This window comes from Pseudoalteromonas sp. PS1M3 (genome assembly GCF_016865405.1).
In the GTDB taxonomy this organism is placed as follows: domain Bacteria; phylum Pseudomonadota; class Gammaproteobacteria; order Enterobacterales; family Alteromonadaceae; genus Pseudoalteromonas; species Pseudoalteromonas marina.
This window is the reverse complement of the sequence record NZ_AP022624.1, coordinates 2,853,576-2,880,337: the sequence shown is the minus strand read 5'-3', so window position 1 is coordinate 2,880,337 and position 26,762 is coordinate 2,853,576. Positions and strand designations below refer to the sequence as shown.

Below are 26,762 nucleotides of genomic sequence, written 5' to 3'. Positions count from 1 at the left end.
CGATGATTCTCTCTATCGGTTTGGTCGCTTGGTTTGGGGATTTATAAATGGCAACTATTAAAAAGCGTGAAAATGGTAAGTGGCAAGCAAAAATTAGGCGTAAAGGATATCCCGCGCAATCAAAGACGTTTGTAACTAAAAGTGAAGCGACAAAGTGGGCTAGAGATATTGAGTCTGAGATGGATAAATCTACTTTTAAGTCAACAAGCTTAGCTGAACAGAAGAAAATGTCGGATGCACTTGAAGATTACTGGACAGAGGAACTTACGGAAAAAAAATCAGCTAAAACTATTCGTTGTATGATTAATAGACTAAAGCGAGTTTTTGATGGATTAAGTTTACTTGATGTAACTGTACATACTATACGTGAATACAAAGCTTATCGACTTGAAAAGGCGAAAGGTGACACAGTAAGAAAAGAGATGGCACTGATAGGCCGTATGTTTAAGTATGCAATGAATGAGTGGCAAATATACTTACCAAATGGTAACCCCGTAACTTCAGTTTTACTCCCCCCCAAAGGCAAGCCGAGAGATAGGCGCTTTAATACTGGTGAAGAAGAGCGATTACTTTCACATGCTAAAAAGTATCAAGGTATTATTCATGACATTATTATTCTAGCAATCGAAACTGGTATGCGGCGTGGTGAAATGGCTAATGCGCGAAATAAACAGGAACTTGAAAAGTCTGGATATTGTTGCATTTGCTGGGAAGGGTTCAATGCAAAAGATTCAACTCTTTTTTTAAAAGATACAAAAAATGGTGAAAGTAGAGTTGTGCCCTTGTCGCGACGAGCCAAAGAAATCATTTTAAAACAACCTAGAAAACTAAACGGGCCTATTTTTGATATTTTAAGTGACTCTGTAGGGCATGCTTTTAACAAAGTGACTGAGCGAGCTGGAATTGATGACTTTAGGTTTCATGATCTTCGGCATGAAGCAACAAGCCGCTTGTTCGAAAAAGGTCTGCAAATGATGGAAGTCTCAGCTATTACTGGGCATAAAGATTTAGCGAGCTTAAAGCGCTATACACATCTGAGAGCGACAGACTTGGTTAAGAAGCTGATGTAATAAATATTATAACCGAGTGATTACCAAGTCTTACAATTGGATATTCTCCAGCATACTTAAATATTGTGTTACCGCCTTCCGCTTTTTAGTAATTAAAAATGATTTATGTTACATCACATATCTTTTTTAATTTATTAACTGTGTGATCTTTTAAAAATTTAACCCACTAAAGCCTATTGCATAGGCCGCTATGCGGCGGGTTTTTGCTATGCAAAAAAAGTACAGCTAAAAAAGTAACGAAAATGGATCCTGTGATATATATGTAATGAGGATAAAGGAGATACTTATGATAAATAGCACAATAAACGATGAAAGTTTTCGTTTGAAAATTGCATATTCTCTCCAGCTTTGATCACCCAATTGCATTAACTTTGATCGCTTATTCTCATTAAGCTTTGATCACTAAAATCACTTGTAAATGATCACATTTATGCTCTTAATGATTTTGCCGATCAAAGCTTAATACCACTCGTAACCGAGTTCACGTTTTATCATTTTTGTAGGTGTGTTAAACCGTTATCTGAATCGTTTGATGAGGATAACAACAATGACAACAAGACCTATATCTATGAGTAAATTACATTCCATTTTACGGCTGAAGTACTCAGCACAATTATCCCATCGAGAGATTGCCAGAAGTTTAAATATTTCACCTGGTACTGTGGCTAATTACCTTAAAAAGGCCAATGAGTTAGGCTTAAATCAATGGCCAATACCAGAGGATAAACAGCAAAATACATTTTTCAACACCAAACTCAAGCGCTTCTCAACGCGTAAAAAAAGACACCCAACGCCTGACTGGTTAAATATCAATAAAGACTTAAAACAACATAAACACCTAACATTACAGCTCGTATTTGATGAGTTACTTGAAAAAGTGGGTGAGCCTTATTACAGCTACAGTCACTTCTGCCGAGCTTATAAACAATGGTTAGGTACCCAGCGACTCTCAATGCGTCAGCAGCATAAAGGGGGTGAAAAGCTGTTTGTGGATTATTGTGGCCCCACAATTACCATTACTTGTCCGACGACACAAGAAAAGCGCACTGCTCAGATATTCGTTGCTGTACTAGGTGCATCAAATTATACCTATGCTGAAGCAACGTATAGTCAGCAACTTGAAGATTGGGTAATGAGTCATGCGCGTTGCTTTGAATTTTTAGGCGGCGTTCCTGACGTTGTTATTCCCGATAATCTCAGAAGTGCTGTCAGTAAAACCTGTCGCTACGAGCCTGATTTAAATCCGACGTACCACCAGTTAGCCGAGTACTTTAACGTTGCTGTCATTCCGGCTAGACCTTATAAACCCAAAGATAAATCGAAGGCTGAAGTCGGCGTACAAATTGTTGAGCGTTGGATCATGGCACGCTTACGTAACCAAACCTTCCACAGCTTAGCGCAACTCAATCATGAAATAGCAAAGCTACTGGATATGATGAACAATAAGGTGATGAAGCAATATCAACAATCACGCAAACAGCTATTTGATATGGTGGATAAAAACGCATTAAAGCCATTGCCTGAAAAGCCCTATCAATATACACAAATCAAAACAGTACGTGTGCATATTGATTACCATGTTGAAATAGAAAAACATTACTACAGCGTGCCTTATCTGTGGGTTAAAAAACAATTACGCGCACACATATCCAATCAACTCGTGCAGCTTTATTATGACGGCACTTTAATAGCACAGCATCCTCGCTCAAACCGTTTAGGCGGACATACGACACAGACACATCATATGCCAAAGGCGCATCAAAAACAGCATGAGCAGTCACCGATAAATTTACGCTCATGGGCATTGAGTATCGGTGATTATACTCATCAAGTCGTTGAATTATTGCTTAATAGCAAACGTCATCCAGAGCAAGCTTATCGCACCTGTTTAGGGGTATTAAGTTTAGCTAAAACGTATTCAAAAGAACGCCTCGAGCGAGCATGTTACCGAGCAATTTGCATGAATACGACCACACACAGATCTATTAAGCAAATGCTGCAAAAAGGGTTAGACCAACAACCATTACCCACACTCCAAACAGAGCCAGAAAAGCCAATTACACACAGCAACATACGTGGCACAGATTACTACCATTAAGGAATGTAAACATGATAGAAACAATTAATCAGCAACTTCAATTGCTCAAGTTATCGGGTATAAAGCAAGCACTCAAGCAGCAGCTTGAACAGCCAAACCTATATCAAGAACAAAGCTTTATAGAGCGCGTCAGTTTATTGCTAACGCATGAAATTGATACGCGTAACCAAAGAAAAATAGAGCGACTGGTGCGACAAGCAAAATTCCGCGTACCGGGTCAGTTAAATCAACTCATTTACTCGCCGAAGCGTAATCTAGATAAAGCACAAATACGCGGCCTCAGCCAAAGCACCTGGCTGAGTTTACATCAGAATATATTAATTACAGGCGCCACAGGCTGTGGCAAAACCTACCTCGCGTGTGCATTGGGTCACGAGCACTGTTTACAAGGAAAAAGTGTCTTCTATATTCGATTAAAAGAATTACTTGAAAGTCTATTTCTAGCACAGGCCGATGGCAGTTATCGAAAATTATTGGGTAAACTCATTAAATACGACTTACTTATTTTAGACGATTGGGGGCTAGAGCCACTCAGTGCTCAGCAACGAAGCGACTTACTTGAATTAATCGATGCTAGATATGGTTATAAATCACACATCATCATTAGTCAGTTACCACAGGAAAACTGGCACCAAATGATCGGCGAATCAACGCACGCTGATGCTATTTTAGATAGGCTGATTCATGGTGCAATTAAGTTGAATTTAAAAGGAGAATCGATACGAAAACAGTTAAATGAATTGACTGATGATGATCAGTTAAGTTAATTTAAAAATGGCTCTACAAAATGATAAATCAAGCGATCAAAGCTGATGAGAATCGGTGATCAAAGTCATGAGAATACGCAAAAATCACAGAAATAGGGTTGAGAAAACTTTTGATAAATAAGGGTTCTATCGAAGTTTTATCTTACATTACTTCTCTATATGACGAGAAAAATAATGAATACATCAAACTTACAGATGCTAAAAAAGATGAGTATTTATTTAGGCATCTTGAGTTAAATAAATCACGCGAAATACATGATCAAATTGAAAAAGATAAAGTGTACCTTGGTAAAAACTCAGAAAATAAAACTAAATTGATTGAAAAATGGATATTTCATTTAAATAAAATGGTAATACCTACGCTAAAAATGAGAGCTATTTTAATCTGCTCTAAGCTATGGATTGATGAAAGCGTAGAACTAGATTTAAATGAATTAGTTTATGTTTGTCATTCTTTTAAATTAATATCAACATGTGCTTTATGCGAAAATGGTCAGTTTATTGGTGATGGTAATTACTGTAATAATAAATTTACTAATTGCTTAGCTGACGTTCCAAGATCTACTGAGCTTTATGAGAAGTGTACATCGTTTGAGATGAGGCACATTGAGAATGAATAGACAAAAGCAGAGAGCTTTTGCGGCTGTTCGTACTCACTATTACAAAGTTGATAAAGCATACAGTATTTTAGATCACTCAAATGCGAACAGGAACGGGTTTACATGTTCAGCAAACGTAAACCCTAAATTTAGCCATGACAACGTCGGTTTGTATGCAAAAGGCTGTAAGAACGGCACTGAGGCTCTTAATAAAGCATGCGCTCGTTATAAGGAGGTAACGGGTAAAAAAGCTCGAAAAGATTTCAATTTGTTGTTTGAACATATTGTTATACTAACTGAGTGCCAATACATTAAAATTGAGAAAAAATACGGAAAAAGCGAAGCGAAGCAGCTTTTAGTTAATTACTTACGTAAATATGCGGTTCAAATAAAAAAGGAGTTTGGCTTTGAGCCTTTAGGAATTGATTTACATTTAGATGAGGGGCGGTATGAGGGAGGACAGTTTATTCGTAACATTCATGCTCATGTGTCTTTTTTTAACTACGACTTTAAAAACAAAGTAGCTCCTTTACGGCACTTAATGGCAAAAGGAAAAGACTCAAAATCAAGAACTAATCAGCTAAATCCAAATTTTGAAAAGATGCAAGATATTGTTGCTAATACATTTTCACCGTTAGGTTTTGAACGTGGGGAGTCTAAAAATGTAACTGGTCGAGAACATTTACAAAAAGAGAAATTTGTAAAAGAAAAGCTCAATGAAATGACGCAAACAGTCGAAGTGCTTAATAGTCGTAATCAAGAGCTTGAAAGTCAGTTAACTTTACAAAAACATAAGTCAGATCAGCTCTCAAATGAAATTCAGATACAAGAAACCAAAAAGAGTTGGTTAGAAAGTAAAATATCTAGCGTCAATTAACTTGGCCGGTTCCGCGTCAATTATCTTGGCCGGTTGATACCGAATTTTATTTACTCTTATTGAGCGCTGTTTTGCGTCGGTAGCTGTCACCTTCACAATGAATAATCGTGGCATGATGAACCAAACGATCGATTGCCGCGACTGTCATCGTTGAATCTTCAAATAGTTCATCCCATTGCTCAAATGATTTGTTTGATGTGATGATCATGCTGTGTCGCTCATAGCGATGGGCTATCAATTCAAACAGCACGCTCGTTTCCTGTTCAGTTTTTCGAACGTAACCAACGTCATCAACGATTAATAAGCTGTATTTATCGAGCTTTACAAGTTCGTCTTGCAAGCGTAAATGTCGCTTTGCTTGCTGGAGTTGTTGAACAATCGCTGACGCGGCAACGAACTTAACTTTATGGCCCTGCTCGATAAGGCCATAACCGATGCTACTGGCGATATGCGTTTTACCAAGACCACTGGCGCCAAATAACAATATATTGCCACCGTGCTTCAACCAATCCGGCTGATTTATTAAATCAGCAACAAGGGGCTTACTAACCCCATCAACAAGGGTAAAGTCGAAGCTGCTAAGGTGTTTACCCATTGGCAATTTTGCATCTTTTAAAAGCCGCTGAAGGCGTTTGTCATCGCGTGTCGCAAGTTCAACATGGCACAGCTCAGACAAGTATTGCTGCGGGCTCCATTGTTCTTCCATCGCTTTTTTTCCCAGGGTATTCCACTGTTGAAGCATGGTGCTAAGCTTTAATTGTTTCAGCATTAAAGGTAACGAGGCCGTGAAGTTATCCATGTAGACCTCCCGGTATCATGCTGCTATAAGCGCTCAAGCTGTGTTGCTTTATTTTTATTGTGGGTATGTTTGATGCAATCACTAAAAATTGCGCTTCACATTCTCGGATGGCCGGTAATTGTCGCTGAGTAATTGACACTGCTACAAATCGTCCTAATTGACGTTCACACCCACTTTGTTTTGCTAAATGGAGCAGTTTTACCATGTAATAGCTCGCTTCATCCGCTAAAAGATGAGTATTAACGTATTCCCAAATAGCTTTGTAATTGTCGCTTGGGAGTAAGTCGTCACGTAGTTGTGAGTAGCGAAATGCCAATGGTTTTTTAACCAATGCGTCAATAACATGCAAGTAACTAATATTGCGTGCACGGCACCCTTTAGAAGCATAGACACGCGCTAACGTTTGAACTAAATCGCTGCCATAGCGCAGCTCTAAGCGGTTGTCATATAAACGAACAAGTAATCGGCTACCAATAAGGCGTGACGGGACGCTATAGGTAACACGTTTCAATGAAATAGTACTCGTACGTGACACCGTTAGATAATGCTCGGTGTAATTGACGCTCATCGTCCGTGGTAAAGCGTGTAATTGTCGCTGCTCTACTGCGTACTTATCACTTACACGGCGATTACGGCGAGCAACAATGTCTGCAACAAACGATTCATAGACTTCTCTTGTCTGAAAGTCATAACTACCACGGATTTTTAATGCTTGCTCCAGTTGCGATTTAAGATGCCCATGAGGGCTCTCAATAGCCCCATTTTCATGCGCAATACCGCGGTTATTACGGGTCGCTTTAAAGCCATAATGGATAACTAGCTCATTAAAGCGCTCTGTAAAATCATTATCATTAGTATGATTACGATAGGCGGCACTGAGACTGTCTGTACGCACTTCTTTAGGCACACCGCCGGCTGCTTTAAATGCGTTTTGCACACCATCAGAAAAAGCAGCAAAGCTTTCACCGCCGTAAATCACTTGGGCGTAAGCCCAGCCACTGGCGGGCATACGATAATGAAACAACATATGCTTAAGGGGTTCACTAGCAATGGTAACGGGTGACTTCACATGTGTGAAATCACATATACCTAATAGGCCATACTCGTGTGTTTGCAGGAATACGACCTCTTTGCTTGAGCCATACAGTGCCCGCCATTTATGAATTCGACGCTCTAATGTACGCCGTGAGCTCGGGTTAAATTTGTCGGTGTGAAACTCGCAAAGATGATCAAAAATTCCCACTGGAGTTAACGTAGCATCACCTTGAAGTAGAGGGACAACAATACTGTCCCAGATAGATTCAAGTGGATCTATACGTGTTCGCCATTGGCGTTTATTAGACAATGGCTGCTCATCCAGTTTATCAATGCGCCTTGCTGAACGTTCAGAAATACCTGCTTTCGCAGCCGCGATAACTTGGCTATTACGCTTTCTATGTTTCATATAAATAGTGACCTGCTGATCAGTGATTCGTGTTCCCGGCACAGTGAACTCCTCCGTTCTGCTGTACCGAACCTTATCAGATCAACCGGCCAAGATAATTGTCGCTAGACCGGCCACCGTAATTGTCGCTTAATAGTAAAATTAGCAATCTTACTAATATGGCCGATGAGCTTGAGTTGGCAATTAAAAAGCGCTGTAAAAAAACACTAAGCTTTATTTCTAGAAAGGTAGCAAATACTTACAAGTCACCAATGATAAAAAGATAAAGGTTTCTAGTTGTGATGCTATAGAAAGAAGTAGCTTATGTGATTCTCTGCCAGGTTTAATTAATAGAAATCAAGTCAGACAGGCGCATAAGCTCTAATTGTGAATACTTGTAACGCCTCATTAATAGACAAATAATTGTTGGCTATAATTTGGAGCGGAGTGAAACCGGGGAAAGGTTACTTCTACTTTTACACTATTCGTTAGTCCTCTTTTCGATTAGGTTTGTACAAAGAGATAATTGGTGTCGGTAGTTTTGCTTGTGCGGCTGTTCTAAAAGCATGTTCTCTCCAAAAGGGCCAAACATTGTGAACTACATTAAATTTCATAAATTCATTTATAGCTTCTTCTGAAACTTCATTAGCTTGGTGATATTTGGCTACAAAACAAGCTTCAATTTCAGCCAGGTTTGTAACTTCAGAATCGGCATTTTCAAGAATAAACTTTAAACCGAATTCAACTTTTGCGTGTATAAGCCTAGCTGATTCTTTTTCGTCTACAGGTTCAAAAAACTCAGCACTTATAGATACCTTATTTTGCTGAGACATCTCATCAGGGTAATGCTCCGCATCGATATCTTCAAATCGCTTGACAGACATGGAATAAAGATAAATATCCATCAATTCTAAAGATCTTATAGCTTCTCTAATTAACTTCTTATCCATATGCGACGTCTCTTAATAATTCTATAGATTTAACGGGTTTAAAGCGCTCTTGATTAGCTGCTTTCCGTTTAGGATACTGAACTATATTGTCTTCATAACAAAGTTGATTACTGCGTGCTGGTAATCCTGCACTTACCTGTAATTCATTAAAAATATTCGAATGCTTCAAGCAGACTCGTATTAACTTATCCATGGCTGCACTTTGCGTTACTTCTGCTCTTTCGTATTTAGAAAATGCATTTTTACCACCACCGAATACCAGAGAAGCCTGCTCTTGGGTTAACCTTAGAGCCATTCTTGCCTCATAGATTTCGGTAGATGTAAGCATTCCATCTGCAACTTTCTTAGCATCACGCACACGAGCGTCATTATTCAAAATTTGCTGCTTTGAGACAAACTCTCTTTCACAATCATCACAAATAGAATATTCCATAGATACAGATAAAACCGTTCCTTTATAGGTTATATTTTCTATATCAATAAATTGATTAATATTTTCAGATTTACATATTTTGCAATTAGTCATACCAACTCTCCTCAAGTTAATACTGAGGTAAATGAAACGAAGCTAGATCAATAACCAGACAGCCATCGATTAGACAAAATTTGACATATAGTTCGTCAAATTCTTCTTCTTCAGGATCTTGTTTATAGCGGCAGATATATTCATCATCCGGAAGTTGATTCCCATAAGTGTGAGTTTTACGAAAGTCACTAGGATTTAGCTGGCATAGACATGATGATACATCATTTAGGTCATACCCTAAGTTAGCGATATCCCTGCTAACTTTACGCCCTCTATATTCAATATCTAGATTATGAGCTGCTGCCTTTACCTTTTCTAAATCGTATTCAGCCACACACTCTCCATGTAACCATAATGGTTAGTTTAACGGATGTTATCATATTTGCACAATATTTGAATAGTTTTAAATGACTAATGGCGTATTACGGAGACCCCCCGTTAACACTCAATGTGCAGTTAAAAAATGATCGGCATACGCCTTAAATAATCTAATTATTAATAACTTACACATAGACTAGGGCATTACGATTGTTTTATCTGCTTCATAACTGAAAATACACCCAATTACTAAGCGAGAATTTAGCATAAAAAATGGATTAAATATTGATGACTTTCACATGTAGGAAAGTTTAATGAGATATCACTTTAGCTCAATTATGATTAAATACTTATAAAGTGTTATTCCTCACTTACTTTCAATATAATCAGTACAACGCTCAAAGCTGCAATTACTGACCATGATGTAATAAATGTATTTAGTACTTTAATAGCAATTCTCTTTAGGCTTAACCACTTGAATTAAAGTAACGTACTGGGTAATGTTGATAGGCAAAATAAAACCATCGGTTATGTTGCTCAAGCATGGATGAGAATACTAAATACCACTTAAAAGCCTTTATGAATCGCCCCGAGTTCATCGGAGACCAGTTTGTTTAAGTCAGGCCACTTTACCTGACTCGTTTAAATTATCATAGTAGTCTGTTTCATATTGAGCTGGTGAAATATACCCAATTGAAGATAATAAGCGTTGATTATTAAACCAATTGACCCACTCTAACGTTGCGTATTCAACAGCATCAACATTCTTCCACGGGCCATTTCTGCGAATAATCTCTGTTTTAAATAATCCATTTATTGTTTCAGCCAATGCATTGTCATAAGAGTCACCCACACTGCCTACAGACGCTTGAATTCCAGCTTCAGCAAGTCGCTCAGTGTATCGTATAGACAAATATTGGCTGCCTCTGTCGCTGTGGTGAATTAACCCTTCGGGGTTGCCACGATGCCAAATAGCTTGCTCTAACGCATCAAGAATAAGCTCTGTGTGCATTGTCGTTGATACACGCCAACCTACAATGTATCGTGAAAAAACATCTATCACGAAAGCGACATAAACAAACCCACTCCATGTGGCAACATAGGTGATGTCAGCTACCCAAAGTTGATTTGGCTGCTCAGCAGTAAATTGACGATTAACTAAATCAAGTGGCTTATCTTGTTGCTCGTCAGGTATCGTTGTCTTATGTGCTTTACCCCGACGAACACCTTGAATTCCCATAACTCGCATCAATCGTTCGACTGTACAGCGGGCGACTTGATGGTCGTCAAGCTGTAGCTGCTTCCATATTTTTCTTGCACCATAAACTGACATATTATCCTCCCACACTTCGCGAATGAGTATTATCAGCTCAGCATCACGCTTTTTGCGGTTAGACAGTCGCTCAGGCTCTCTTTGTATCTGTTTATGAGAATAATACGTTGATGGTGCAATCGGCAATTCCTTGCAAATTGACTCGACACCGTAATGCTCTCTGCAAGCATCAATAAAATCCACTATTACTTCTGTTTGCGGTCGAGCTCCGCTTGGGCGAAAAAAGCGGCAGCTTGCCTCAGGATATCATTCGTTCGCTTGAGCTCTTTATTCTCGCGCTCTAAGACGGCAAGGCGTTCTTCAGTTGATTGCGTATTAGAAGAGGGTTTAGACGGTTGAGCTTGAGATTTCTTGACCCATGCTCTAAGTGTTTCTGGGGTACATCCCAGTTTATCTGAAATCGATACTAGCGCAGCCCAAAGAGAAGGGTATTCATGCTGTTGTGTGGTAACAAGCCTAATTGCACGTTCACGAAATTCTGATGTATAGCGATTTGATTTTTTCATAGTTCCAGTTTCTCAAGTTATTGAGTCTCTGGCAAACACGGGGCGATTCATTAACGCATCAAATAGTAAGTGGCTAAAATAATTATATAAACATTTAAATAGGCTTTACAGCCTATGCAGGGATAAAACAATAATGTTTGAACAAACCTTTAAAAACATCGACGACATTTTCCATAAAGACTCAGGCTGTTCCAGCGAACTAGACTACACCGAGCAATCGTCGTGGATGCTATTTTTAAAATACCTTGATGATTTAGAGTTTACAAAGTCTCAAGAAGCCGAGCTAATGGCAGAAGACTACCAATACATTATTGATGTAGACTTCCGCTGGAGTTCGTGGGCTGCACCTAAAACCGCTAATGGTGAGTTTGATCACGACAAGGCCTTAACCGGTAGCGACTTGATGGATTTTGTCGATGGCGAGTTATTTCCTTACCTTAAAGGTTTTAAACTACGTGCCAAAGGCCCTGACACCATTGAATACAAAATTGGTGAGATATTTAGCGAGATAAAAAACAAAATCCAAAGCGGTTATTCACTGCGTGATGCGTTAGAGAAAGTAGACGAACTGCGTTTTCGTTCACAAGAAGAAAAGCATGAGCTTTCACATCTGTACGAAGTAAAAATTAAAAACATGGGCAACGCTGGCCGCAACGGGGGCGAATATTACACACCACGCCCATTGATCCGCGCGATGATCGACATATTACAGCCACAAATTGGCGAAACCATATACGACGGTGCCGCAGGCTCGGCAGGTTTCTTATGTGAAGCCTACGACTACCTTCGCCAAGGTGGTGCCAGCAACAAGCAGCTTTCAACTAGCGATTTAAAAACCCTGCAAGAAAACACCTTTTACGCCAAAGAGAAAAAGTCTTTAGCGTACGTTATCGCTATTATGAACATGATTCTACATGGCATTGAAGCACCTAACGTTATTCACACCAATACACTGGGCGAAAACTTACAAGACATTACTCCAAGCAACCAGCACGATATTGTATTAGCTAACCCGCCGTTTGGTGGTAAAGAGCGTAAAGAAGTTCAGCAAAACTTCCCGATTAAAACCGGTGAAACCGCTTTCTTGTTTTTGCAGAACTTTATCAAAATGCTCAAGCCCGGTGGCCGTGCGGCCATTGTTATTAAAAACACCTTCTTATCCAATACCGATAACGCCGCCATTGCCTTGCGCAAAGAGTTATTAGAAAACTGTAACTTACACACCGTACTCGATTGCCCAGCAAAAACCTTCTTAGGAGCTGGGGTAAAAACCGTAGTGTTGTTTTTCACCAAAGGAGAACCGACACAGAAAACATGGTTCTATCAGCTTGACCCTGGCCGCAGCTTGGGTAAAACCAATCCACTCAACGACAAAGACTTAAAAGAATTTATCGAGCTACAAAAGGGCTTTGAAGACAGTGCTAAGTCTTGGTCATTGGCGACAGCAGATTTAGATGATGCAACTTGGGATTTATCGGTTAAAAACCCGAATCAAGCAGAAGAAGCGCCACTGCGTGAACCGCAAGCCATTATCGAAGAAATCATTGCGCTTGATAAAGAGAGCGAAGCAATTCTGGGTAAGATTCAGGAGTTGTTGTGATGGGGTGGCCAGTACTAACTCTTTCGGAAATATGCAGTAGCGTATTTGCTGGAGGTGATGTCCCTAAAGATAGATTATCTAAGTTTAGAACTGCTGAATTTACGGTGCCTATTTATTCAAATGGTGAAAAAAATAAGGGACTGTATGGCTTTACTGATATAGCCCGCGTGACGGAGCCTAGTATTACCGTTTCAGCCAGAGGGACAATAGGCTACTCAGAAGTTAGATTCGAGCCGTTTCTACCAGTTGTGAGGTTGATTGTATTAACACCAAATCTTGAATTGGTTGAATTTGTAGTGGTACAGTGATTTTGGCCACCCATTAAGAAAGAAATGTTATGCTAATAAGCATACAAATTTGGGTGAAAAAATGACGAAATTAAAACGCGCAACGTATTCTGCGGCAATCAAATTAGAAACAGCTCAGCTTGTAGTTGACCAAAGTTATACTCAAGAAGAAGCAGCCAAAGCGATGGGGGTGGGTAAATCAACCGTCAGTAAGTGGGTTACTCAATTAAAGCAAGAGCGGAGTGGCCAGACACCATCTGCTTCACCAATGACGCCCGAACAAATTGAAATCCGCGAACTTAAAAAGCAAATCCAACGCATTAAATTAGAAAAGGATATATTAAAAAAGGCTACCGCTCTCTTGATGTCCGACTCCCTGAACAATTCTCGTTAATTGAGAAACTAAATCAACGAGAGCGTTACCCAATTAGCGTGCTGTGTAACGTATTCAATGTGCATCGTAGCAGCTATAAATATTGGGCTATACGGGATACAACGCCGACGCCAGAGCAAATAAGGCTAGAAGCTGAAGTTAAAGCCATACATGCAATGAGCGGCGGCTCAGCTGGGGCGCGGACAATCGCGGCAATAGCAACGAACAATGATTTTGAATTGAGTCGTTATCGTGCTGCTAAGCTAATGGTTAAATTAAAGCTTGAAAGCTGCCAAGTACCTCAACATTCATATAAACGCGGTGGTAATGAGCACCTTGAAATTCCAAATCTGCTTGATAGACAATTTGATGTTGTTGAGCCAGATACCGTGTGGTGCGGTGATGTGACGTATATTTGGACAGGCAATCGCTGGGCCTATTTAGCGGTCGTTGTTGATTTGTTTGCACGTAAAGTCGTTGGTTGGGCAATGTCGTTGTCGCCAGATACTAACTTAACGCTAAAAGCGCTTGAACTCGCGTATGAAAGCAGAGGTAAGCCAAGTGGACTGATGTTTCATTCAGACCAAGGTAGTCATTATACAAGTTTAAAATATCGTCAACGTTTATGGCGCTATAAAATTACACAAAGTATGAGCAGGCGCGGAAATTGTTGGGATAATGCGCCAATGGAGCGATTTTTTAGAAGCTTTAAAACGGAGTGGATGCCAAAGGTTGGATACGAAAACTTTAAAGATGCTAAATATAGTGTGAGTGATTATATCAACGGGTATTACAACAACGTTAGGCCACATCATTATAATGCCGGTTTAGCGCCAAATGAATCTGAGGTTAGATACCAAGATTCTAAAGCTGTGGCCAAATTTTATTGACCACTACACATAGCCTTTAGAGTTGTAAGCATTTTATCTCTCACTACAGCGCTGTGCTTAGTTTCTATTAATTCTAAATACTTATTAGCTTCACCATGATTGAAGTCTTTTAATAGTATGCTTGGTAATTTGGGATATGTTATTTTTTTAATGTTTAAATGGCGCTCTATAGATTCAAATGATGACTTTTTTATAGAACCTGCCTCAAACCGTGTAGTTATATAAGCAAAGTATTTATCAATAAATGAATAGATAGTTTCCTCTTTAGCATTAAGTTCCTTCCCTTCTTTTATGCTTATAAATATTTTTTGAGCTTTTTCTCTCATCTCTGCAATTGAGTATTCAGGGTAATCACCTAATTTTACCGTTCTTACACGACCATTTATCTTTTTATATAGCTTAAAAGATTTACCTCTCTTACCGATTGCTATTATCAAATAGGGCACTTTGGTATCGAAGTATCTTATCTCGCCACCGCCCGATAAAGGTAAGTTATCTAATGCTGATTTTGTAAAATTAAATGAAGTCATTCGTATTAACTACTTTTTAGCTACTTATTAGAAGTAATTTACGGTAATTTTTGGTAACTTGCAATGATATGATATTGAGGGTTTTAAAAGTAAAGTTATGATATTTAATGTTTATTTGTGTTTTTAGTACAAATCGGTAACTTCTAGTGACTATAAGTCTGATCCCTACCGAGAGCGCCATTTGCGTTTAAAGTATCATTTCCTGTTTCTTCCTCAAAATACCTACAATTATTTAAATTAGTCCGCTGCCTTACATTATTTAATTTTCGATAATAAAATATGTAGCAATCTATTTTATACCTTTAGGCGTATATTCATTGCTGAGCTTATGGTTTATTCTTGCTAGTGCGTATAATTATTGATGTTAATCATTTATTATTACCCTGAACTCAAAAGCTAGACTTTTATAGCTAAATAATGCTATTTAAAGTATATATTCATTAATTATAGAAACCCTCATTTTTATGCTAATCACCTTACCTATATCAGAACTCGTTCCAGGCATGTACGTAAATAGCGTTACTAAGCAGCAGGAGAGTGTGGATGGCATAAAAATTAAAACCAGTGGTTTGGTTCGTGATAAATCAATCATTCAGCGTTTAATTACCGAAGGGGTGCTTGAGCTTCTCATCGACTTTACAAAAAGTGATGTCGCCGTGCCTAGGGTTATTAAAAGGTGGGAAAGGTATCACCTCTTTAATGTTAGATATGATTGTAAATCATCATGAGCGTCTTGATGGTTCAGGCTATCCAAGAGGTGTAGATGGAAGCAAATTAAGCCGCCCAGCTCGGATCATTGCGATTGTAGACGTATACGATGCATTGACAGCAGATAGACCGCATCAAGAGGGTGATGAGCCAATTAATGCGCTTCGCTATTTGTTAGCTAACAAACAGCTGTTTGATGCAGAGTTAGTACAGTTATTTATTAAGTGTTTAGGTGTACACCCAGTAGGGACTATTGTTAAGTTAACCAATGAGCGATTAGCGTTGGTGCTAGAGGGCAATCATTCAAACCCTATTAAGCCAAAAGTTAAATTATTTTATAATGCAAAGCATAATCATCACGTAACGCCTAAAGATATAGATTTGAGTACCGACAACCAAGAGCTTAAAATTTTAGCGAGTGTAAAGCCCATGGATTATCAAATTAACTTATCTCGTTTGTTAAAAGATCATCTGCTCGTTTAGCCTTAATACATCGGCGCTTTTGGTTTGCCTGAGCTGATATAAACGCGCCTAAAAAGCAACTTCCCATTAGTACCAACCACAACAAAGTGCCAAGCTCTACATGTAAAGCTGTGCAGCAAAATATGAGCGATACAACAGCATTTAACATAGCGCCTAGCCAGTAACGATTAACAGGGTTGTCGCATTGTCCGGCCTGTGTGCACGCGCAGTAATTTGCCTTATAAAAGAAAAATACACTGGCTCCACAAAAAATGAGACCCACCATAATTAGAACGATCAGCACAGTTTTAACCCGTTGGTTATTTTAAAAAGAGTTTAAAATGCGGCGTAATCCATGTCAATCTAAATGATAATTAATTACATTTAGAGCAATTACTCTAATAACATATTTCTTGTCCGATGAGTTTTAAATAGTTGTTAAAATGTAGTTAAAAAACGTGTTTTTTAGGTGTTTTTGGTGTGATCATGAAGTTTTTTTCAAAAAATTAATGTAGTGTAGTCGGGTTTTGAATATAAGTAACAACACACATAGCTACCCAAACAGTGAGTTTGGTTAAGGACACAACAATGAAATTTTCTAAAACGCTTATCGCAGCCTCGCTTGCATTTGTTTCAGCTGACTCTTTTGCAGCTGCGTTTCAATTAGCTGAGCAAAACGCATCAGGTTTAGGCCGTGCTTATGCTGGTGAAGCATCTATCGCAGACGACGCGTCTGTTGTTGCACGTAACCCTGCTTTAATGACTTTATTTAAAGATAAGCAACTAAGTGTTGCTGCTATAGCCGTTGTTCCAGATGTTAGCCTTGAAGGCACTGGTACAAACAATGGCATCGACCCGAATGCATTAGATGACGACAGCATTGCGCCTAGCGCCGTTATTCCAGCAACTTATTTCACAATGCCAGTAAACGACAGAGTATCAGTTGGTTTTGGCGCATTTGCTAACTTTGGTTTAGCAACAAAATTTGATGACGACTACGCGGCAGGTCAAATTGCCGGCGAAACAGAAATTGTAACCGTAAATATGAACGCAAGCGTTGCCTATAAAGTAAGCGAGCAGTTCAGCTTTGGTATTGGCTTAAATGCAATTTATGCAGAAGCTAAAATTATTCGTAAGTTTGGTGCTTCAGCTTTACCAATCCCTGCTTCAACAGATGCAGTAAACCTTGAAGGTGATGATATTGGTTACGGCTTAAATGTTGGTTTAATGTACCAATTAGACGAAAACAGCCGTTTTGGTTTTAACTACCGTACAGAAACTGACATCACGTTTGAAGGTGAATACTCAAACGAGCTTCCTTCTGCATTTATTCCTGGTGGATTAGACGGACAACTTGAACTTCCAGGTTCGGTTGAAATAACGCTACCTGCTATTGCTGAGTTTTCTGGTTCACATCAGTTAGACGAAAAATTAGGCTTACATTACAGTGTATTGTGGACTGGCTGGAGCAGCTTTGATTCATTGGAAGCACAAGTAACAGCACCAACGGGTGATAAGTTTAGCGCATTTGAAAAAACAGAAGATTTCTCTGATGCACTTCGTTACTCAGTAGGTACTGACTACCAGTACAACGAAAACCTATTGTTACGTGCAGGTATTGCGTTTGACGAGTCGCCTGTATCACAACAGCATTTATCAATCTCGATTCCAGACACTGACCGCTTTTGGTTCTCTTTTGGTGGTAACTACATCATCGATAAAAACTCAAACGTTGATTTAGGCGTGAGTATTATTCGTGGTAAAACACAAAACTACACTGAAAAAGATAACTTAGGCTCGCAGTGGTCTTTTGAATCTAAAGGTCATGCTACGCTTATTGGCGCGCAGTACAACTACACGTTTTAATGTAGAAGTGCCTTTAGCTTAGTCATTAGGCACAAAAAAGCCGCTCACTTTAATTAAAGTGAGCGGCTTTTTAATGCCTGCTAAATTGCTTTAGCAGGTATGTGACTAAAATTATAAGCTTTCAATCTTCGTTTTTTGCTCAAGCAGCTTAGTTTTAGCATCGGTGAATTCAGCTAACTTAGCGTTTTCTTTTGCAAGAACAGCTTCTGGTGCATTGTTTACAAACTTTTCGTTAGCGAGTTTGTTTTGCACTTGCGCTAGGCCTTTTTCTGCTTTTTCGAGTTGCTTGTTGATACGTGCAAGCTCTGCTTCAACATCAATTAAGCCCGCCATTGGGATCATAATTTCAAGGTTGCCAACATAAGAGGTTGCACACGCTGGTGCGTCGTCTTTGTTTTCAAGCATTGTAAACTCTTCAAGCTTAGCCAATGATGCCAAGAACGATTTATTTTCTTCAATACGGCGCACATCTTCGCTCGATGCATTGGCAAGTAATACGCTCAGTGGCTTGCTTGGGCTAATATCCATTTCACCACGAATGTTACGAATAGCTAAAATGAATTGTTTAACCCACTCTAAGTCTTCCATTGCTTGTGCATCAACGCTTGCTTCATTATAAACAGGGAAGCCTTGTACCATAATGCTAGTGCCCGCTGTTTCAAGGCCTGCAAGTGGTGCAACACGTTGCCAAATAGTTTCTGTGATGTATGGCATCATTGGGTGCATTAAGCGCAGTAGGCTTTCTAGTACCGTAATGAGTGTATTACGTGTACCACGTTGCTGTGCTTCATTACCTTTAAATAATACGGGCTTAGTTAGCTCTAAGTACCAATCACAGAACTGGTTCCAAGTGAATTCGTAAAGTGTGTTAGCAGCTAAATCGAAGCGGTAGTTATCAAGGTGTTCAGTGTACGTTTTAACGGTGGCTTCATATTGGCCTAAAATCCAGCGATCTGCTAGCGAGTACTCTTTTTGTGCATCGTTTGCAAAACCACAGTCTTGCTCCTCTGTGTTCATTAATACGTAACGGCTCGCGTTCCATAGTTTATTACAGAAGTTACGGTAACCTTCAAGGCGGTTCATATCCCAGTTGATATCACGACCGGTAGATGCCATTGCTGCAAGGGTAAAGCGAAGCGCATCGGTACCGTGTGCTTCAATACCATTTGCGAATACTTTGCGCGTGTCTTTTTCAATTTTAGCGGCAAGTTTTGGCTGCATCATGTTGCCAGTACGTTTTTGTACTAAGTCTTCAAGTTTAATGCCGTCAATCATGTCTAGCGGGTCAAGTACGTTACCTTTTGACTTAGACATTTTATCGCCGTTGTCGTCACGTATTAGGCCAGTAACATACACTGTTTTAAACGGCACTTGTGGTTTACCATTTTCATCTTTAATAAAGTGCAGCGTCATCATGATCATGCGCGCAACCCAGAAGAAAATAATATCAAAACCTGTTACTAACACGTCAGACGGGTGGAAGGTTTTTAAATCATCGGTGTTTTCTGGCCAGCCTTGCGTTGAGAATGTCCAAAGCGCTGACGAGAACCATGTATCAAGTACATCTTCGTCTTGGCTAAGTGCTACGCTATCTGCAATGTTGTTATCGCGGCGAACTTCCGCCTCATCGCGGCCAACGTATACGTTGCCTTCGCTGTCGTACCAAGCAGGAATACGGTGACCCCACCAAAGCTGACGTGATATACACCAATCTTGTACGTCGTTCATCCACGAAAAGTACATATTTTCGTATTGCTTAGGCACAAATTGAATGTCGCCGTTTTTAACTGCATCTTTAGCAGGTTCTGCAAGTGGCGCAACACGTACATACCATTGGTCGGTAAGTAGTGGCTCAATAACCACACCTGAGCGGTCACCGTATGGAACGGTTAGGCCGTGGTCTTCAATTTTTTCAAGTAAGCCTAGTTCTTCAAATTCAGCCACAATCGCTTTACGCGCAGCAAAACGATCAAGCCCATGAAAACGCGCTGGAATAGGCGCATCAAGCTCAAGCTCTTTGCCGTCAAAGGTGTAAGTTTCACCTTGCGTTAAAATAGCGGCGTCTTTATCGAAAATATTGATCATTGGCATTTTGTGACGCTTGCCAACTTCGTTATCGTTAAAGTCGTGAGCTGGGGTTATTTTTACACAACCTGTGCCTTTATCTTTATCGGCGTGTTCGTCAGCAACAATGGTGATACGGCGATTAACGATAGGTAATAAAATGTCTTTACCAATTAAATCTGTGTAGCGCTCGTCATCTGGGTTTACTGCAACACCTGAGTCGCCTAGCATAGTTTCTGGGCGCGTAGTTGCGACTACAATGTAGTCTTTACCGTCTTGTGTTTTAACGCCATCGGCTAGTGGGTAACGTAAGTTCCACATGTGGCCTTGTTTGTCTTTGTTTTCAACTTCAAGATCAGAAATAGCAGTGTGTAATTTTGGATCCCAGTTTACTAGGCGTTTACCACGGTAAATTAGGTTTTCTTTATGAAGGCGAACAAATACCTCTTTAACCGCTTCAGATAAACCATCGTCCATCGTAAAGCGTTCACGGTCCCAATCAACTGATGCGCCAAGACGACGAAGCTGTTTAGTAATTGTGCCGCCCGATTCGTTTTTCCATTCCCAGATTTTATTAATAAAATCTTCGCGGCCTAAATCGTGGCGTGTTTTACCTTCTTCAGCATGCAGTTTACGCTCAACCAACATTTGCGTTGCAATACCTGCGTGGTCAGTACCTACTTGCCATAATGTGTTGTTACCTTGCATACGTTTAAAACGCGTAAGGGTATCCATTATTGTATCTTGGAAAGCGTGGCCCATGTGTAAGCTACCCGTGACATTTGGCGGCGGGATCATAATAGAATACGGTACGCCTTGGCCAGATGGCTTAAAGTAGCCTTTTTGTTCCCAGTCTTGATATAGAGACTGTTCAATATCTTGCGGATTGTAGGTTTTATCCATTACACAGAACCTTAAATAAGTACTTAAATTAGTTGGTTAGTTTGCCTGAGTGGCTAGCTATTAATATCTTGCGTGGTGAGATTGGCACCGAGTTGGCGTAGCTTTTTAAAACGCTCGCGGGCTGCTTGTTTAGCAACAGGTTCTACGGGGACAAAATCAAAAACTTGGTTAAATCGGCGAATGTAATCAGGTAGCTGAGTGGCCAAGTTTATTAAAACTTTTCGGTTGCCAACAGGTGGCGTAATACCAATTTCAACAGGGGCTCCGCCTTTAGGGCCTTCACCTTGTAAATTATGTGGTACAAAACTGTCTGGGTCGAATGCCCAAATAATTTCATCAATGGCACAGGCTGTATTGTTATCGTTTACACAAATAAATACACGTTGCCCATTACGATACTGATCGGCCGCTATTTGTGCAGCCAAAGCAAAATGATCATCAGCCTGGGCTTTAGACTCATCATGTTGCTTTAGAACGAAAAATTTAGCGTTCATGTTCATTGTATCGGGCTTTCCCATGACATTGAATGTGCACTAGGTTAATACACATAAATTAAGAGGCAGATTTTGCCATATAACGGGGTTTGCTTCAATTAATACACAAATAAATAAGGCGCCTAATGGCGCCTTATTTTGAACTAAACAGATAATTAATCGTGTGCTGCTTCGCTTACACCCGCTCTGTTCAATAAATACTGAGTTAGCATAGGAACGGGGCGTCCTGTTGCGCCTTTATTTGCACCACTTCGCCATGCAGTACCCGCTACATCTAAATGCGCCCAATTATATTTTTTGGTGAACTTAGATAAAAAACACGCCGCTGTAATTGTGCCTGCCGCGCGCCCACCTAAGTTAGTAAAATCAGCAAATGGGCTTTCTAGTTGGTCTTGATAATCGTCCCACAGTGGTAGCTGCCATGCACGATCGCCACTTTGCTCAGACGCTTTCAATAAGTCGTGGGCAAGGGGGTTATGGTTTGCAAGCAAACCTGTTGCATGAGCACCTAATGCAACAATACATGCACCTGTAAGGGTGGCTACATCTATGACGGTATCTGGGTCAAAACGCTCCACGTAGGTTAACGCATCGCATAATACTAAACGACCTTCAGCATCGGTATTAAGTACTTCAACCGTTTGCCCCGACATCGTTGTTAAAATATCACCTGGTCGGTAAGCATTTGAACTTGGCATGTTTTCACAACCAGCTAAAATACCTATTACGTTTATAGGTAATTGCATTTGTGCCAAAGCGCGCATTGCACCTATAACACCTGCAGCACCGCCCATATCGTATTTCATTTCATCCATGGCTTCGCCAGGTTTAATTGAAATACCGCCTGAGTCAAAGGTTAAACCTTTACCAACTAACACAATTGGCGCTTGCTCGTCGCTTGCACCTTTGTAGTTAATAACTGACATAACAGATTCGTTATCACTACCACGGCCAACCGCTAAATATGAGTTCATTCCCAGCTCTGCCATTTTTTCTTCGCCAATAATATCAACGGTGATGTTATCAAAATTGGTAGCTAGCTCTTGCGCTTGTTCGCCTAAATACGCTGGGTTACAAATGTTGGGTGGCATGTTAGCAACGTCTTTACACAACTTGCTGCCAGCAGCGATAGCTAAACCGTGCTCAATCGCACTTTCACCAATAGTGAGTTCGCGGCGCGTGGGTACGTTAAATACAATTTTACGAAGTGGACGACGCGGGTCTACTTTTTTACTTTTAAGTTGATTAAACGTGTATAAGCAATCTTGCGTTGTTTCAACGGCTTGGCGTACTTTCCAATAAGTATCTCTGCCTTTTACGTGTTGCTCTGTTAAAAAGCATACCGCTTCCATAGAGCCTGTATCGTTTAGGGTATTTATTGTTTTAGAGATAATTTGTTTGTATTGCTTGTCATCAAGCTCGCGCTCTTTACCGCAACCTACAAGCAAAATACGCTCGCTTAATACGTTAGGGACATGGTGCAATAATAAAACTTGGCCAGGTTTACCCTCTAGGTCGCCACGGCGAAGTAAATTTGAAATATAACCATCACTGATTTTATCGAGTTGTTCACCAATGGGGGATAACCTGCGTGGTTCGTACACGCCAACGACAATACATGCGCTGCGTTGTTTTTCTGGGCTACCACTTTTTACGCTAAATTCCATTGTTGCTCCTGGTTGTGAGTCATTTGAGCTAATAAATAAGGCCAAAAATAATATTTTCTAGTCTTAGTAGCTAAGCTTATGTAGAGATAATACTCATTTTAGCTGATTTTTACCGACTCTTACTGTGTAATTGAACTTTATATGCTTAAGGGCTACTAATGCAACATTATATCTTGCACTTAGGTAGGATAATTAATTTTGATGGCTTATAATAATAGCCTATTTGTCGGTATAAACTGTGCAAAATAGCTATTTAACTATTCGACACTCACTATTGTAGTGAAATACTAAGTTTAACAGGGGCGAGCATTGCTTATTTTTCGTTATTTGACCGCTGAGGTTTTAAAATCGCAGGTCGCCGTATTTTTAACTTTAATGACCATTTTTTTATCACAAAAGCTGGTGGTTATTTTAGGTGACGCATCAGAGGGCAGCATTCCTGCTCAATTAGTGCTGTCGATGATTGCGTTAAAATTACCACAACTTGCCTCGTTAATTCTTCCATTGAGTATATTTTTAGGCATTATTTTAGCGTATAGCCGTATTTACGCCGACAGCGAAATGACGGTATTAAAAGCATGTGGTGTGAGTGAATGGTATGTAGTGCGTGTAACTTTAATATCAAGCGCAGGTTTAGCGCTTTTGGCTGGCGCATTAACTATGTACCTAGCACCGTGGGCCAGTGAGCAAGAGTATCAATTAAAAGAACAAGCTAAAGCTGACGCTGGGCTGTCAGCATTAAGAGCCGGTCGTTTTCAAGAAACAGGTAACGAAAAAGCCGTGGTGTTTATTCATAATATTGAAAATGGTGGCAAAGAGCTAAACAAAGTGTTTGTTGCACAGCTACCAAATAGTGATAACGATGAATTAGCTCGACTAGTATACGCAGAGCAAGGCGTGGTAATTGAAGCGCAAAACGGTGAGCAACAGTTAGTGTTAACCGATGGAAAACGATACGAAACCGACGCAACAACACCAGCATTAAACCTGACCGAGTTTGATGGTTACAGTGTGCAAATTCGTGAACAAGAAATAGAACACCAACGCCGTAAGTTAGAAGCTGTGCCGACTAATCAGTTGCTTGCTATTAATACTCCTGAGTCTATTGCTCAATGGCAGTGGCGTATTGCTATTCCTCTTTCTATTCCACTGCTTACTTTACTAGCAGTGCCGTTAAGTGTGGTTAATCCTCGTCAAGGTAAATTTGCTAAATTAGTACCCGCTATAAGTTTGTATCTTGGGTATTTTATTTTATTAAATGCCGCAAAATTCGCGATAGAAGATGGCAAAATACCGCCGTCAATTGGGCTTTGGTGGATTCACTTAAGTGCCTTATTTATTGGTGGCTTATTAATTATTAAAGGCCGCCCAATAGGCGCTTTGCTTAAAGCTGTTGTCACTAAGCGGGAGTTAAGCTCATGATGAAAACACTCGACTGGTATTTAGGCCGCAGCATCTTACAAACAACAGGCTTTGCTTTGTTGGTTTTAGTTGGCATCAGTACCCTAATTAAATTTATTGAACAGTTAAAATCGGTAGGGCGTGGTAGTTACGATTTGATTACCGCCATGCTGTATACGCTATACAGTATTCCTGGTGATTTAGTGGTGTTTTTCCCTATGGCTGCGCTCATTGGGGGCTTAACAGGGCTTGGTGCGCTTGCTTCAAATAGTGAATTAGTGGTTATGCAAGCAGCGGGTATGTCGCGGTTGCAAATTATTGGTTCGGTGATGAAAACCGCCATGTTTATGGCCATTTGTATGATGGCGCTTGGCGAATGGGGAGCACCAGAGGCACAGTTACGTGCAAAAGAAATGCGAAACCAAGCTATACATGGCGGAGATGTGTTTAGCGCACAAAAAGGGGCTTGGGCGAAAGATGGAAATAACTTCATAAATATAGAAGATGTGGATGAAAGCGGTAAGCTTAACGGTTTGCACATGTACTATTTTGATAGCTCACTTGAACTTACTCAAATTACTAAAGCTAAAGAGGCAATTAGCCGAAAAGATGGATGGCTTTTACGTGATGTAAACAAAGTCATTATTACGGATGAGTTAATTACGACTGAACTACACCCAGAAGAGTTTTACCCATCGCAACTAACCGCTGAAAAGTTAGGCGTTGTATCTGTAAAGCCTGAGTCGCTTTCGTTTACAGGATTATGGTCGTACTTAAGTTACTTAGAGCAAAATGAGCAAGATACCAGTACTTATGATCTTGCTCTTTGGCGAAAGTTCATGCAACCCGTGTCGGTTGCGGTTATGTTATTGGTTGCGCTTTCTTTTATATTTGGTCCATTACGCACTGTAACTATGGGCGCACGAATAATTATGGGTGTTGTAACAGGCATTGTATTTCATTTAACAAACGAGATATTTGGTCCCGTGGTAATGGTTTACCAAATACCTGCCATAATTGGCGCCGTGCTGCCTAGTGTTATTTTTATAGGATTTGCGACCTACTTAATGAATAAACGGGTATAAGCGATTACATCTAAAAACAAAAAAAGGGTGACTGTAGTCACCCTTTTTGTTTTTAGAGGTTTTATTAGTGTATATACATTAATCGAGCTCGCGGTATATACGTTTGTTCTCTTCTTTTGAAAGAGCAACAACCTCTGTTTTAGATAAGTAATCTTGTAAGGCTTTTTTGTTTTTAAAATCAACTAACACAACTAAGTTACCTAAACCAAGTAACGCGCCCATGCAGCGAATAACTGATTGCGACCAACTAATTAAATTGCCATCGTTAGTTTGTACTCTTAATCGCCACGCTCGCATACCAATTGTTTGACCGCTTTTGGTCCAAAAGTAACTAAAAAATATAACATTTACGCCCACAAACAACGCACTGCGAATGCCATCTAGTAAAGGTGAATTTTCTATAAATGCAGCAGGGTCTTGACCTTCGGTTTGTTCAATAAGGCCCGTAGAAATTAAAACTTGAATTGCAGCAAAGTACAAAATAGCGGTTAGCATAGATAATGAAATGACGACTAAAGAGTCGTATATTAGCGACGCAAAACGGCGCCAAAAACCAGCACGTGGAAACTCACCCGACATAAAAATACTCTCACTGTTAATGTGTGGCTAGTTTAGCAAAAAAGCGCAAAAATACTAAGCGCTATAGTATGTTGGTATCATTTAACTATTGGTTTAAATAATATCTGTATTTTTAAAGTGCTTTATTTACATGACGCTTTAATTTTTTTAAATGTTAAGAGTTGCCTAAATGTTAAGCGGTTGATCATGCTTATGTAATAAAAGGCTTGCTGCTAACCCTATTGTTTGTATAATGCTTGGCATAGAGACGAAGGCACATAAATAATCCTAAGCTCTAAAGTGGTTTTTCTTTATCTTCTCGTGTTTAGAAGGTTAAAGAAAAATGATGCCAGCGTGATGAAATTGGTAGACATGGGGGATTCAAAATCCCCTTCCGAAAGGAGTGCCGGTTCGAGTCCGGCCGCTGGTACCACTTTTTATAACCTCTGCTAGATTTAGCAGAGGTTTTTTTATGTCTAAAATTTGTGATGACGGACTCGAGCGGCACTCAAGTGCGCTGCTATAAGTTAAGGTCCGGCCGCTGGTACCACTTTTTATAACCTCTGCTAGATTTAGCAGAGGTTTTTTTATGTCTAAAATTTGTGATG

The 26,762-nt window shown here is 39.9% G+C and carries 23 protein-coding genes, 1 tRNA gene, 1 pseudogene and 1 other annotated feature; of the genes and pseudogenes, 13 read left to right on the top strand and 12 right to left on the bottom strand.

Annotated features, from left to right (window positions below; genetic code table 11):
- Positions 1-47 precede the first annotated feature (47 nt).
- The 5 genes from PS1M3_RS13385 (at position 48) to PS1M3_RS13365 (ending at position 5,411) form a co-directional block, all read left to right on the top strand.
- The gene (locus tag PS1M3_RS13385) at positions 48-1,070 is read left to right on the top strand and encodes a site-specific integrase (RefSeq protein ID WP_203984841.1); all 1,023 of its coding nucleotides are present in this window, start codon (positions 48-50) and stop codon (positions 1,068-1,070) included.
- A gap of 547 nt (positions 1,071-1,617) precedes the next feature.
- A complete protein-coding gene (istA, locus tag PS1M3_RS13380) occupies positions 1,618-3,168 on the top strand; it encodes an IS21 family transposase (RefSeq protein ID WP_008466912.1) in 1,551 nt (516 codons plus the stop codon).
- An 11-nt stretch (positions 3,169-3,179) separates the two neighbouring features.
- Positions 3,180-3,935, top strand: coding sequence for an IS21-like element helper ATPase IstB (gene istB, locus PS1M3_RS13375; protein ID WP_203984839.1), 756 nt, complete (start codon positions 3,180-3,182; stop codon positions 3,933-3,935).
- Between the two features lie 98 nt (positions 3,936-4,033).
- Positions 4,034-4,555 (top strand): hypothetical protein, encoded by a 522-nt coding sequence (locus PS1M3_RS13370; RefSeq protein WP_203984831.1) that lies wholly within the window; start codon positions 4,034-4,036, stop codon positions 4,553-4,555.
- On the top strand, positions 4,548-5,411 hold the full coding sequence (locus PS1M3_RS13365) for a plasmid recombination protein (protein WP_239104458.1): 864 nt from the start codon (positions 4,548-4,550) through the stop codon (positions 5,409-5,411). The genes PS1M3_RS13370 and PS1M3_RS13365 overlap by 8 nt, the downstream gene beginning before the upstream one ends.
- A gap of 46 nt (positions 5,412-5,457) precedes the next feature.
- Here the strand turns inward: PS1M3_RS13365 and istB (PS1M3_RS13360) are convergent, their stop codons facing one another.
- The 6 genes from istB (PS1M3_RS13360) to PS1M3_RS13335 all read right to left on the bottom strand — a co-directional run bounded on the left by istB (PS1M3_RS13360) (position 5,458) and on the right by PS1M3_RS13335 (position 11,266).
- The gene (istB, locus tag PS1M3_RS13360) at positions 5,458-6,210 is read right to left on the bottom strand and encodes an IS21-like element helper ATPase IstB (RefSeq protein WP_008108712.1); all 753 of its coding nucleotides are present in this window, start codon (positions 6,208-6,210) and stop codon (positions 5,458-5,460) included.
- The gene (istA, locus tag PS1M3_RS13355) at positions 6,203-7,696 is read right to left on the bottom strand and encodes an IS21 family transposase (protein ID WP_203984280.1); all 1,494 of its coding nucleotides are present in this window, start codon (positions 7,694-7,696) and stop codon (positions 6,203-6,205) included. Before istA (PS1M3_RS13355) ends, istB (PS1M3_RS13360) begins: the two co-directional genes overlap by 8 nt.
- A gap of 425 nt (positions 7,697-8,121) precedes the next feature.
- Positions 8,122-8,583 (bottom strand): hypothetical protein, encoded by a 462-nt coding sequence (locus tag PS1M3_RS13350; protein WP_203984829.1) that lies wholly within the window; start codon positions 8,581-8,583, stop codon positions 8,122-8,124.
- Positions 8,576-9,109 (bottom strand): type II toxin-antitoxin system MqsA family antitoxin, encoded by a 534-nt coding sequence (locus PS1M3_RS13345; protein ID WP_203984827.1) that lies wholly within the window; start codon positions 9,107-9,109, stop codon positions 8,576-8,578. Before PS1M3_RS13345 ends, PS1M3_RS13350 begins: the two co-directional genes overlap by 8 nt.
- Positions 9,110-9,125: 16 nt before the next feature.
- Positions 9,126-9,443: a type II toxin-antitoxin system MqsR family toxin gene (locus tag PS1M3_RS13340; RefSeq protein ID WP_203984825.1), complete on the bottom strand. Its 318-nt coding sequence runs from the start codon at positions 9,441-9,443 to the stop codon at positions 9,126-9,128.
- A 603-nt stretch (positions 9,444-10,046) separates the two neighbouring features.
- Positions 10,047-11,266, bottom strand: a protein-coding gene (locus PS1M3_RS13335) for an IS3 family transposase (protein ID WP_223230517.1) whose coding sequence is annotated in 2 segments (ribosomal slippage) — positions 10,047-10,978 and positions 10,978-11,266 — 1,221 coding nt in all. Because the reading frame shifts where the segments join, the coding sequence is not laid out codon by codon here.
- Positions 10,872-10,988 (bottom strand) — a sequence feature (AL1L pseudoknot). (Overlaps the previous gene by 117 nt.)
- A gap of 133 nt (positions 11,267-11,399) precedes the next feature.
- On the opposite strand from PS1M3_RS13335, the gene PS1M3_RS13330 reads away from it, so the two are divergent.
- The 3 genes from PS1M3_RS13330 to PS1M3_RS13320 all read left to right on the top strand — a co-directional run bounded on the left by PS1M3_RS13330 (position 11,400) and on the right by PS1M3_RS13320 (position 14,416).
- Complete coding sequence (locus tag PS1M3_RS13330; protein ID WP_203984816.1) at positions 11,400-12,866, top strand: N-6 DNA methylase; 1,467 nt, start codon at positions 11,400-11,402, stop codon at positions 12,864-12,866.
- Positions 12,866-13,174: a restriction endonuclease subunit S gene (locus PS1M3_RS13325; protein WP_203984809.1), complete on the top strand. Its 309-nt coding sequence runs from the start codon at positions 12,866-12,868 to the stop codon at positions 13,172-13,174. The genes PS1M3_RS13330 and PS1M3_RS13325 overlap by 1 nt, the downstream gene beginning before the upstream one ends.
- A gap of 61 nt (positions 13,175-13,235) precedes the next feature.
- Positions 13,236-14,416 (top strand): IS3 family transposase gene (locus PS1M3_RS13320; protein ID WP_086007400.1). Its coding sequence is split into 2 segments (ribosomal slippage): positions 13,236-13,494 and positions 13,494-14,416, totalling 1,182 coding nucleotides; the frame shifts between segments, so codons are not numbered across the junction.
- On the opposite strand, the gene PS1M3_RS13315 is transcribed toward PS1M3_RS13320, so the two are convergent.
- Positions 14,410-14,946 carry an Arm DNA-binding domain-containing protein gene (locus tag PS1M3_RS13315; RefSeq protein WP_203984807.1) on the bottom strand — a complete coding sequence of 179 codons (537 nt, stop codon included), beginning with the start codon at positions 14,944-14,946 and terminating at the stop codon, positions 14,410-14,412. The two genes, PS1M3_RS13320 and PS1M3_RS13315, sit on opposite strands and share 7 nt — an antisense overlap.
- A gap of 464 nt (positions 14,947-15,410) precedes the next feature.
- Here PS1M3_RS13315 and PS1M3_RS13310 point away from each other — a divergent pair.
- Positions 15,411-16,137: pseudogene (locus PS1M3_RS13310) on the top strand (HD-GYP domain-containing protein).
- Here the strand turns inward: PS1M3_RS13310 and PS1M3_RS20080 are convergent.
- Entirely contained in the window at positions 16,097-16,420 is a 324-nt protein-coding gene (locus PS1M3_RS20080) for a hypothetical protein (RefSeq protein ID WP_074210155.1), read from the bottom strand. The pseudogene PS1M3_RS13310 and the gene PS1M3_RS20080 sit on opposite strands and share 41 nt — an antisense overlap.
- Before the next feature lie 284 nt (positions 16,421-16,704).
- On the opposite strand from PS1M3_RS20080, the gene PS1M3_RS13305 reads away from it, so the two are divergent.
- On the top strand, positions 16,705-17,982 hold the full coding sequence (locus tag PS1M3_RS13305; RefSeq protein ID WP_039038442.1) for an outer membrane protein transport protein: 1,278 nt from the start codon (positions 16,705-16,707) through the stop codon (positions 17,980-17,982).
- A gap of 111 nt (positions 17,983-18,093) precedes the next feature.
- Here PS1M3_RS13305 and PS1M3_RS13300 read toward each other — a convergent pair whose 3' ends face one another.
- The 3 genes from PS1M3_RS13300 to pepA form a co-directional block, all read right to left on the bottom strand.
- The gene (locus PS1M3_RS13300; protein ID WP_203984805.1) at positions 18,094-20,949 is read right to left on the bottom strand and encodes a valine--tRNA ligase; all 2,856 of its coding nucleotides are present in this window, start codon (positions 20,947-20,949) and stop codon (positions 18,094-18,096) included.
- Positions 20,950-21,002: 53 nt separating this feature from the next.
- Positions 21,003-21,449 (bottom strand): DNA polymerase III subunit chi, encoded by a 447-nt coding sequence (locus tag PS1M3_RS13295; protein WP_203984798.1) that lies wholly within the window; start codon positions 21,447-21,449, stop codon positions 21,003-21,005.
- A gap of 149 nt (positions 21,450-21,598) precedes the next feature.
- The gene (gene pepA / locus PS1M3_RS13290; protein ID WP_010557831.1) at positions 21,599-23,110 is read right to left on the bottom strand and encodes a leucyl aminopeptidase; all 1,512 of its coding nucleotides are present in this window, start codon (positions 23,108-23,110) and stop codon (positions 21,599-21,601) included.
- Between the two features lie 309 nt (positions 23,111-23,419).
- On the opposite strand from pepA, the gene lptF reads away from it, so the two are divergent.
- Together lptF and lptG are read left to right on the top strand one after the other, a co-directional pair.
- Entirely contained in the window at positions 23,420-24,532 is a 1,113-nt protein-coding gene (gene lptF / locus PS1M3_RS13285; RefSeq protein WP_006793703.1) for an LPS export ABC transporter permease LptF, read from the top strand.
- Positions 24,529-25,596: an LPS export ABC transporter permease LptG gene (gene lptG, locus PS1M3_RS13280; protein ID WP_203984796.1), complete on the top strand. Its 1,068-nt coding sequence runs from the start codon at positions 24,529-24,531 to the stop codon at positions 25,594-25,596. The genes lptF and lptG overlap by 4 nt, the downstream gene beginning before the upstream one ends.
- 78 nt (positions 25,597-25,674) lie before the next feature.
- On the opposite strand, the gene PS1M3_RS13275 is transcribed toward lptG, so the two are convergent.
- Positions 25,675-26,175 (bottom strand): RDD family protein, encoded by a 501-nt coding sequence (locus PS1M3_RS13275; protein WP_006793701.1) that lies wholly within the window; start codon positions 26,173-26,175, stop codon positions 25,675-25,677.
- 327 nt (positions 26,176-26,502) lie between these two features.
- On the opposite strand from PS1M3_RS13275, the gene PS1M3_RS13270 reads away from it, so the two are divergent.
- Positions 26,503-26,587: transfer RNA gene (locus PS1M3_RS13270), tRNA-Leu, on the top strand.
- Positions 26,588-26,762: the final 175 nt, after the last annotated feature.

Bases quoted from the DNA above. Each gene is read 5' to 3' on its own strand.
- PS1M3_RS13330 (WP_203984816.1), top strand. From the start codon at position 11,400: ATGTTTGAACAAACCTTTAAAAACATCGACGACATTTTCCATAAAGAC.
- istB (WP_008108712.1), bottom strand. From the start codon at position 6,210: ATGGATAACTTCACGGCCTCGTTACCTTTAATGCTGAAACAATTAAAG.
- PS1M3_RS13350 (WP_203984829.1), bottom strand. From the start codon at position 8,583: ATGGATAAGAAGTTAATTAGAGAAGCTATAAGATCTTTAGAATTGATG.
- PS1M3_RS13345 (WP_203984827.1), bottom strand. From the start codon at position 9,109: ATGACTAATTGCAAAATATGTAAATCTGAAAATATTAATCAATTTATT.
- pepA (WP_010557831.1), bottom strand. From the start codon at position 23,110: ATGGAATTTAGCGTAAAAAGTGGTAGCCCAGAAAAACAACGCAGCGCA.
- lptG (WP_203984796.1), top strand. From the start codon at position 24,529: ATGATGAAAACACTCGACTGGTATTTAGGCCGCAGCATCTTACAAACA.
- istB (WP_203984839.1), top strand. From the start codon at position 3,180: ATGATAGAAACAATTAATCAGCAACTTCAATTGCTCAAGTTATCGGGT.
- PS1M3_RS13385 (WP_203984841.1), top strand. From the start codon at position 48: ATGGCAACTATTAAAAAGCGTGAAAATGGTAAGTGGCAAGCAAAAATT.
- PS1M3_RS13275 (WP_006793701.1), bottom strand. From the start codon at position 26,175: ATGTCGGGTGAGTTTCCACGTGCTGGTTTTTGGCGCCGTTTTGCGTCG.
- PS1M3_RS13305 (WP_039038442.1), top strand. From the start codon at position 16,705: ATGAAATTTTCTAAAACGCTTATCGCAGCCTCGCTTGCATTTGTTTCA.
- PS1M3_RS13315 (WP_203984807.1), bottom strand. From the start codon at position 14,946: ATGACTTCATTTAATTTTACAAAATCAGCATTAGATAACTTACCTTTA.
- istA (WP_008466912.1), top strand. From the start codon at position 1,618: ATGACAACAAGACCTATATCTATGAGTAAATTACATTCCATTTTACGG.
- PS1M3_RS13365 (WP_239104458.1), top strand. From the start codon at position 4,548: ATGAATAGACAAAAGCAGAGAGCTTTTGCGGCTGTTCGTACTCACTAT.
- PS1M3_RS13300 (WP_203984805.1), bottom strand. From the start codon at position 20,949: ATGGATAAAACCTACAATCCGCAAGATATTGAACAGTCTCTATATCAA.
- PS1M3_RS13295 (WP_203984798.1), bottom strand. From the start codon at position 21,449: ATGAACATGAACGCTAAATTTTTCGTTCTAAAGCAACATGATGAGTCT.
- PS1M3_RS13325 (WP_203984809.1), top strand. From the start codon at position 12,866: ATGGGGTGGCCAGTACTAACTCTTTCGGAAATATGCAGTAGCGTATTT.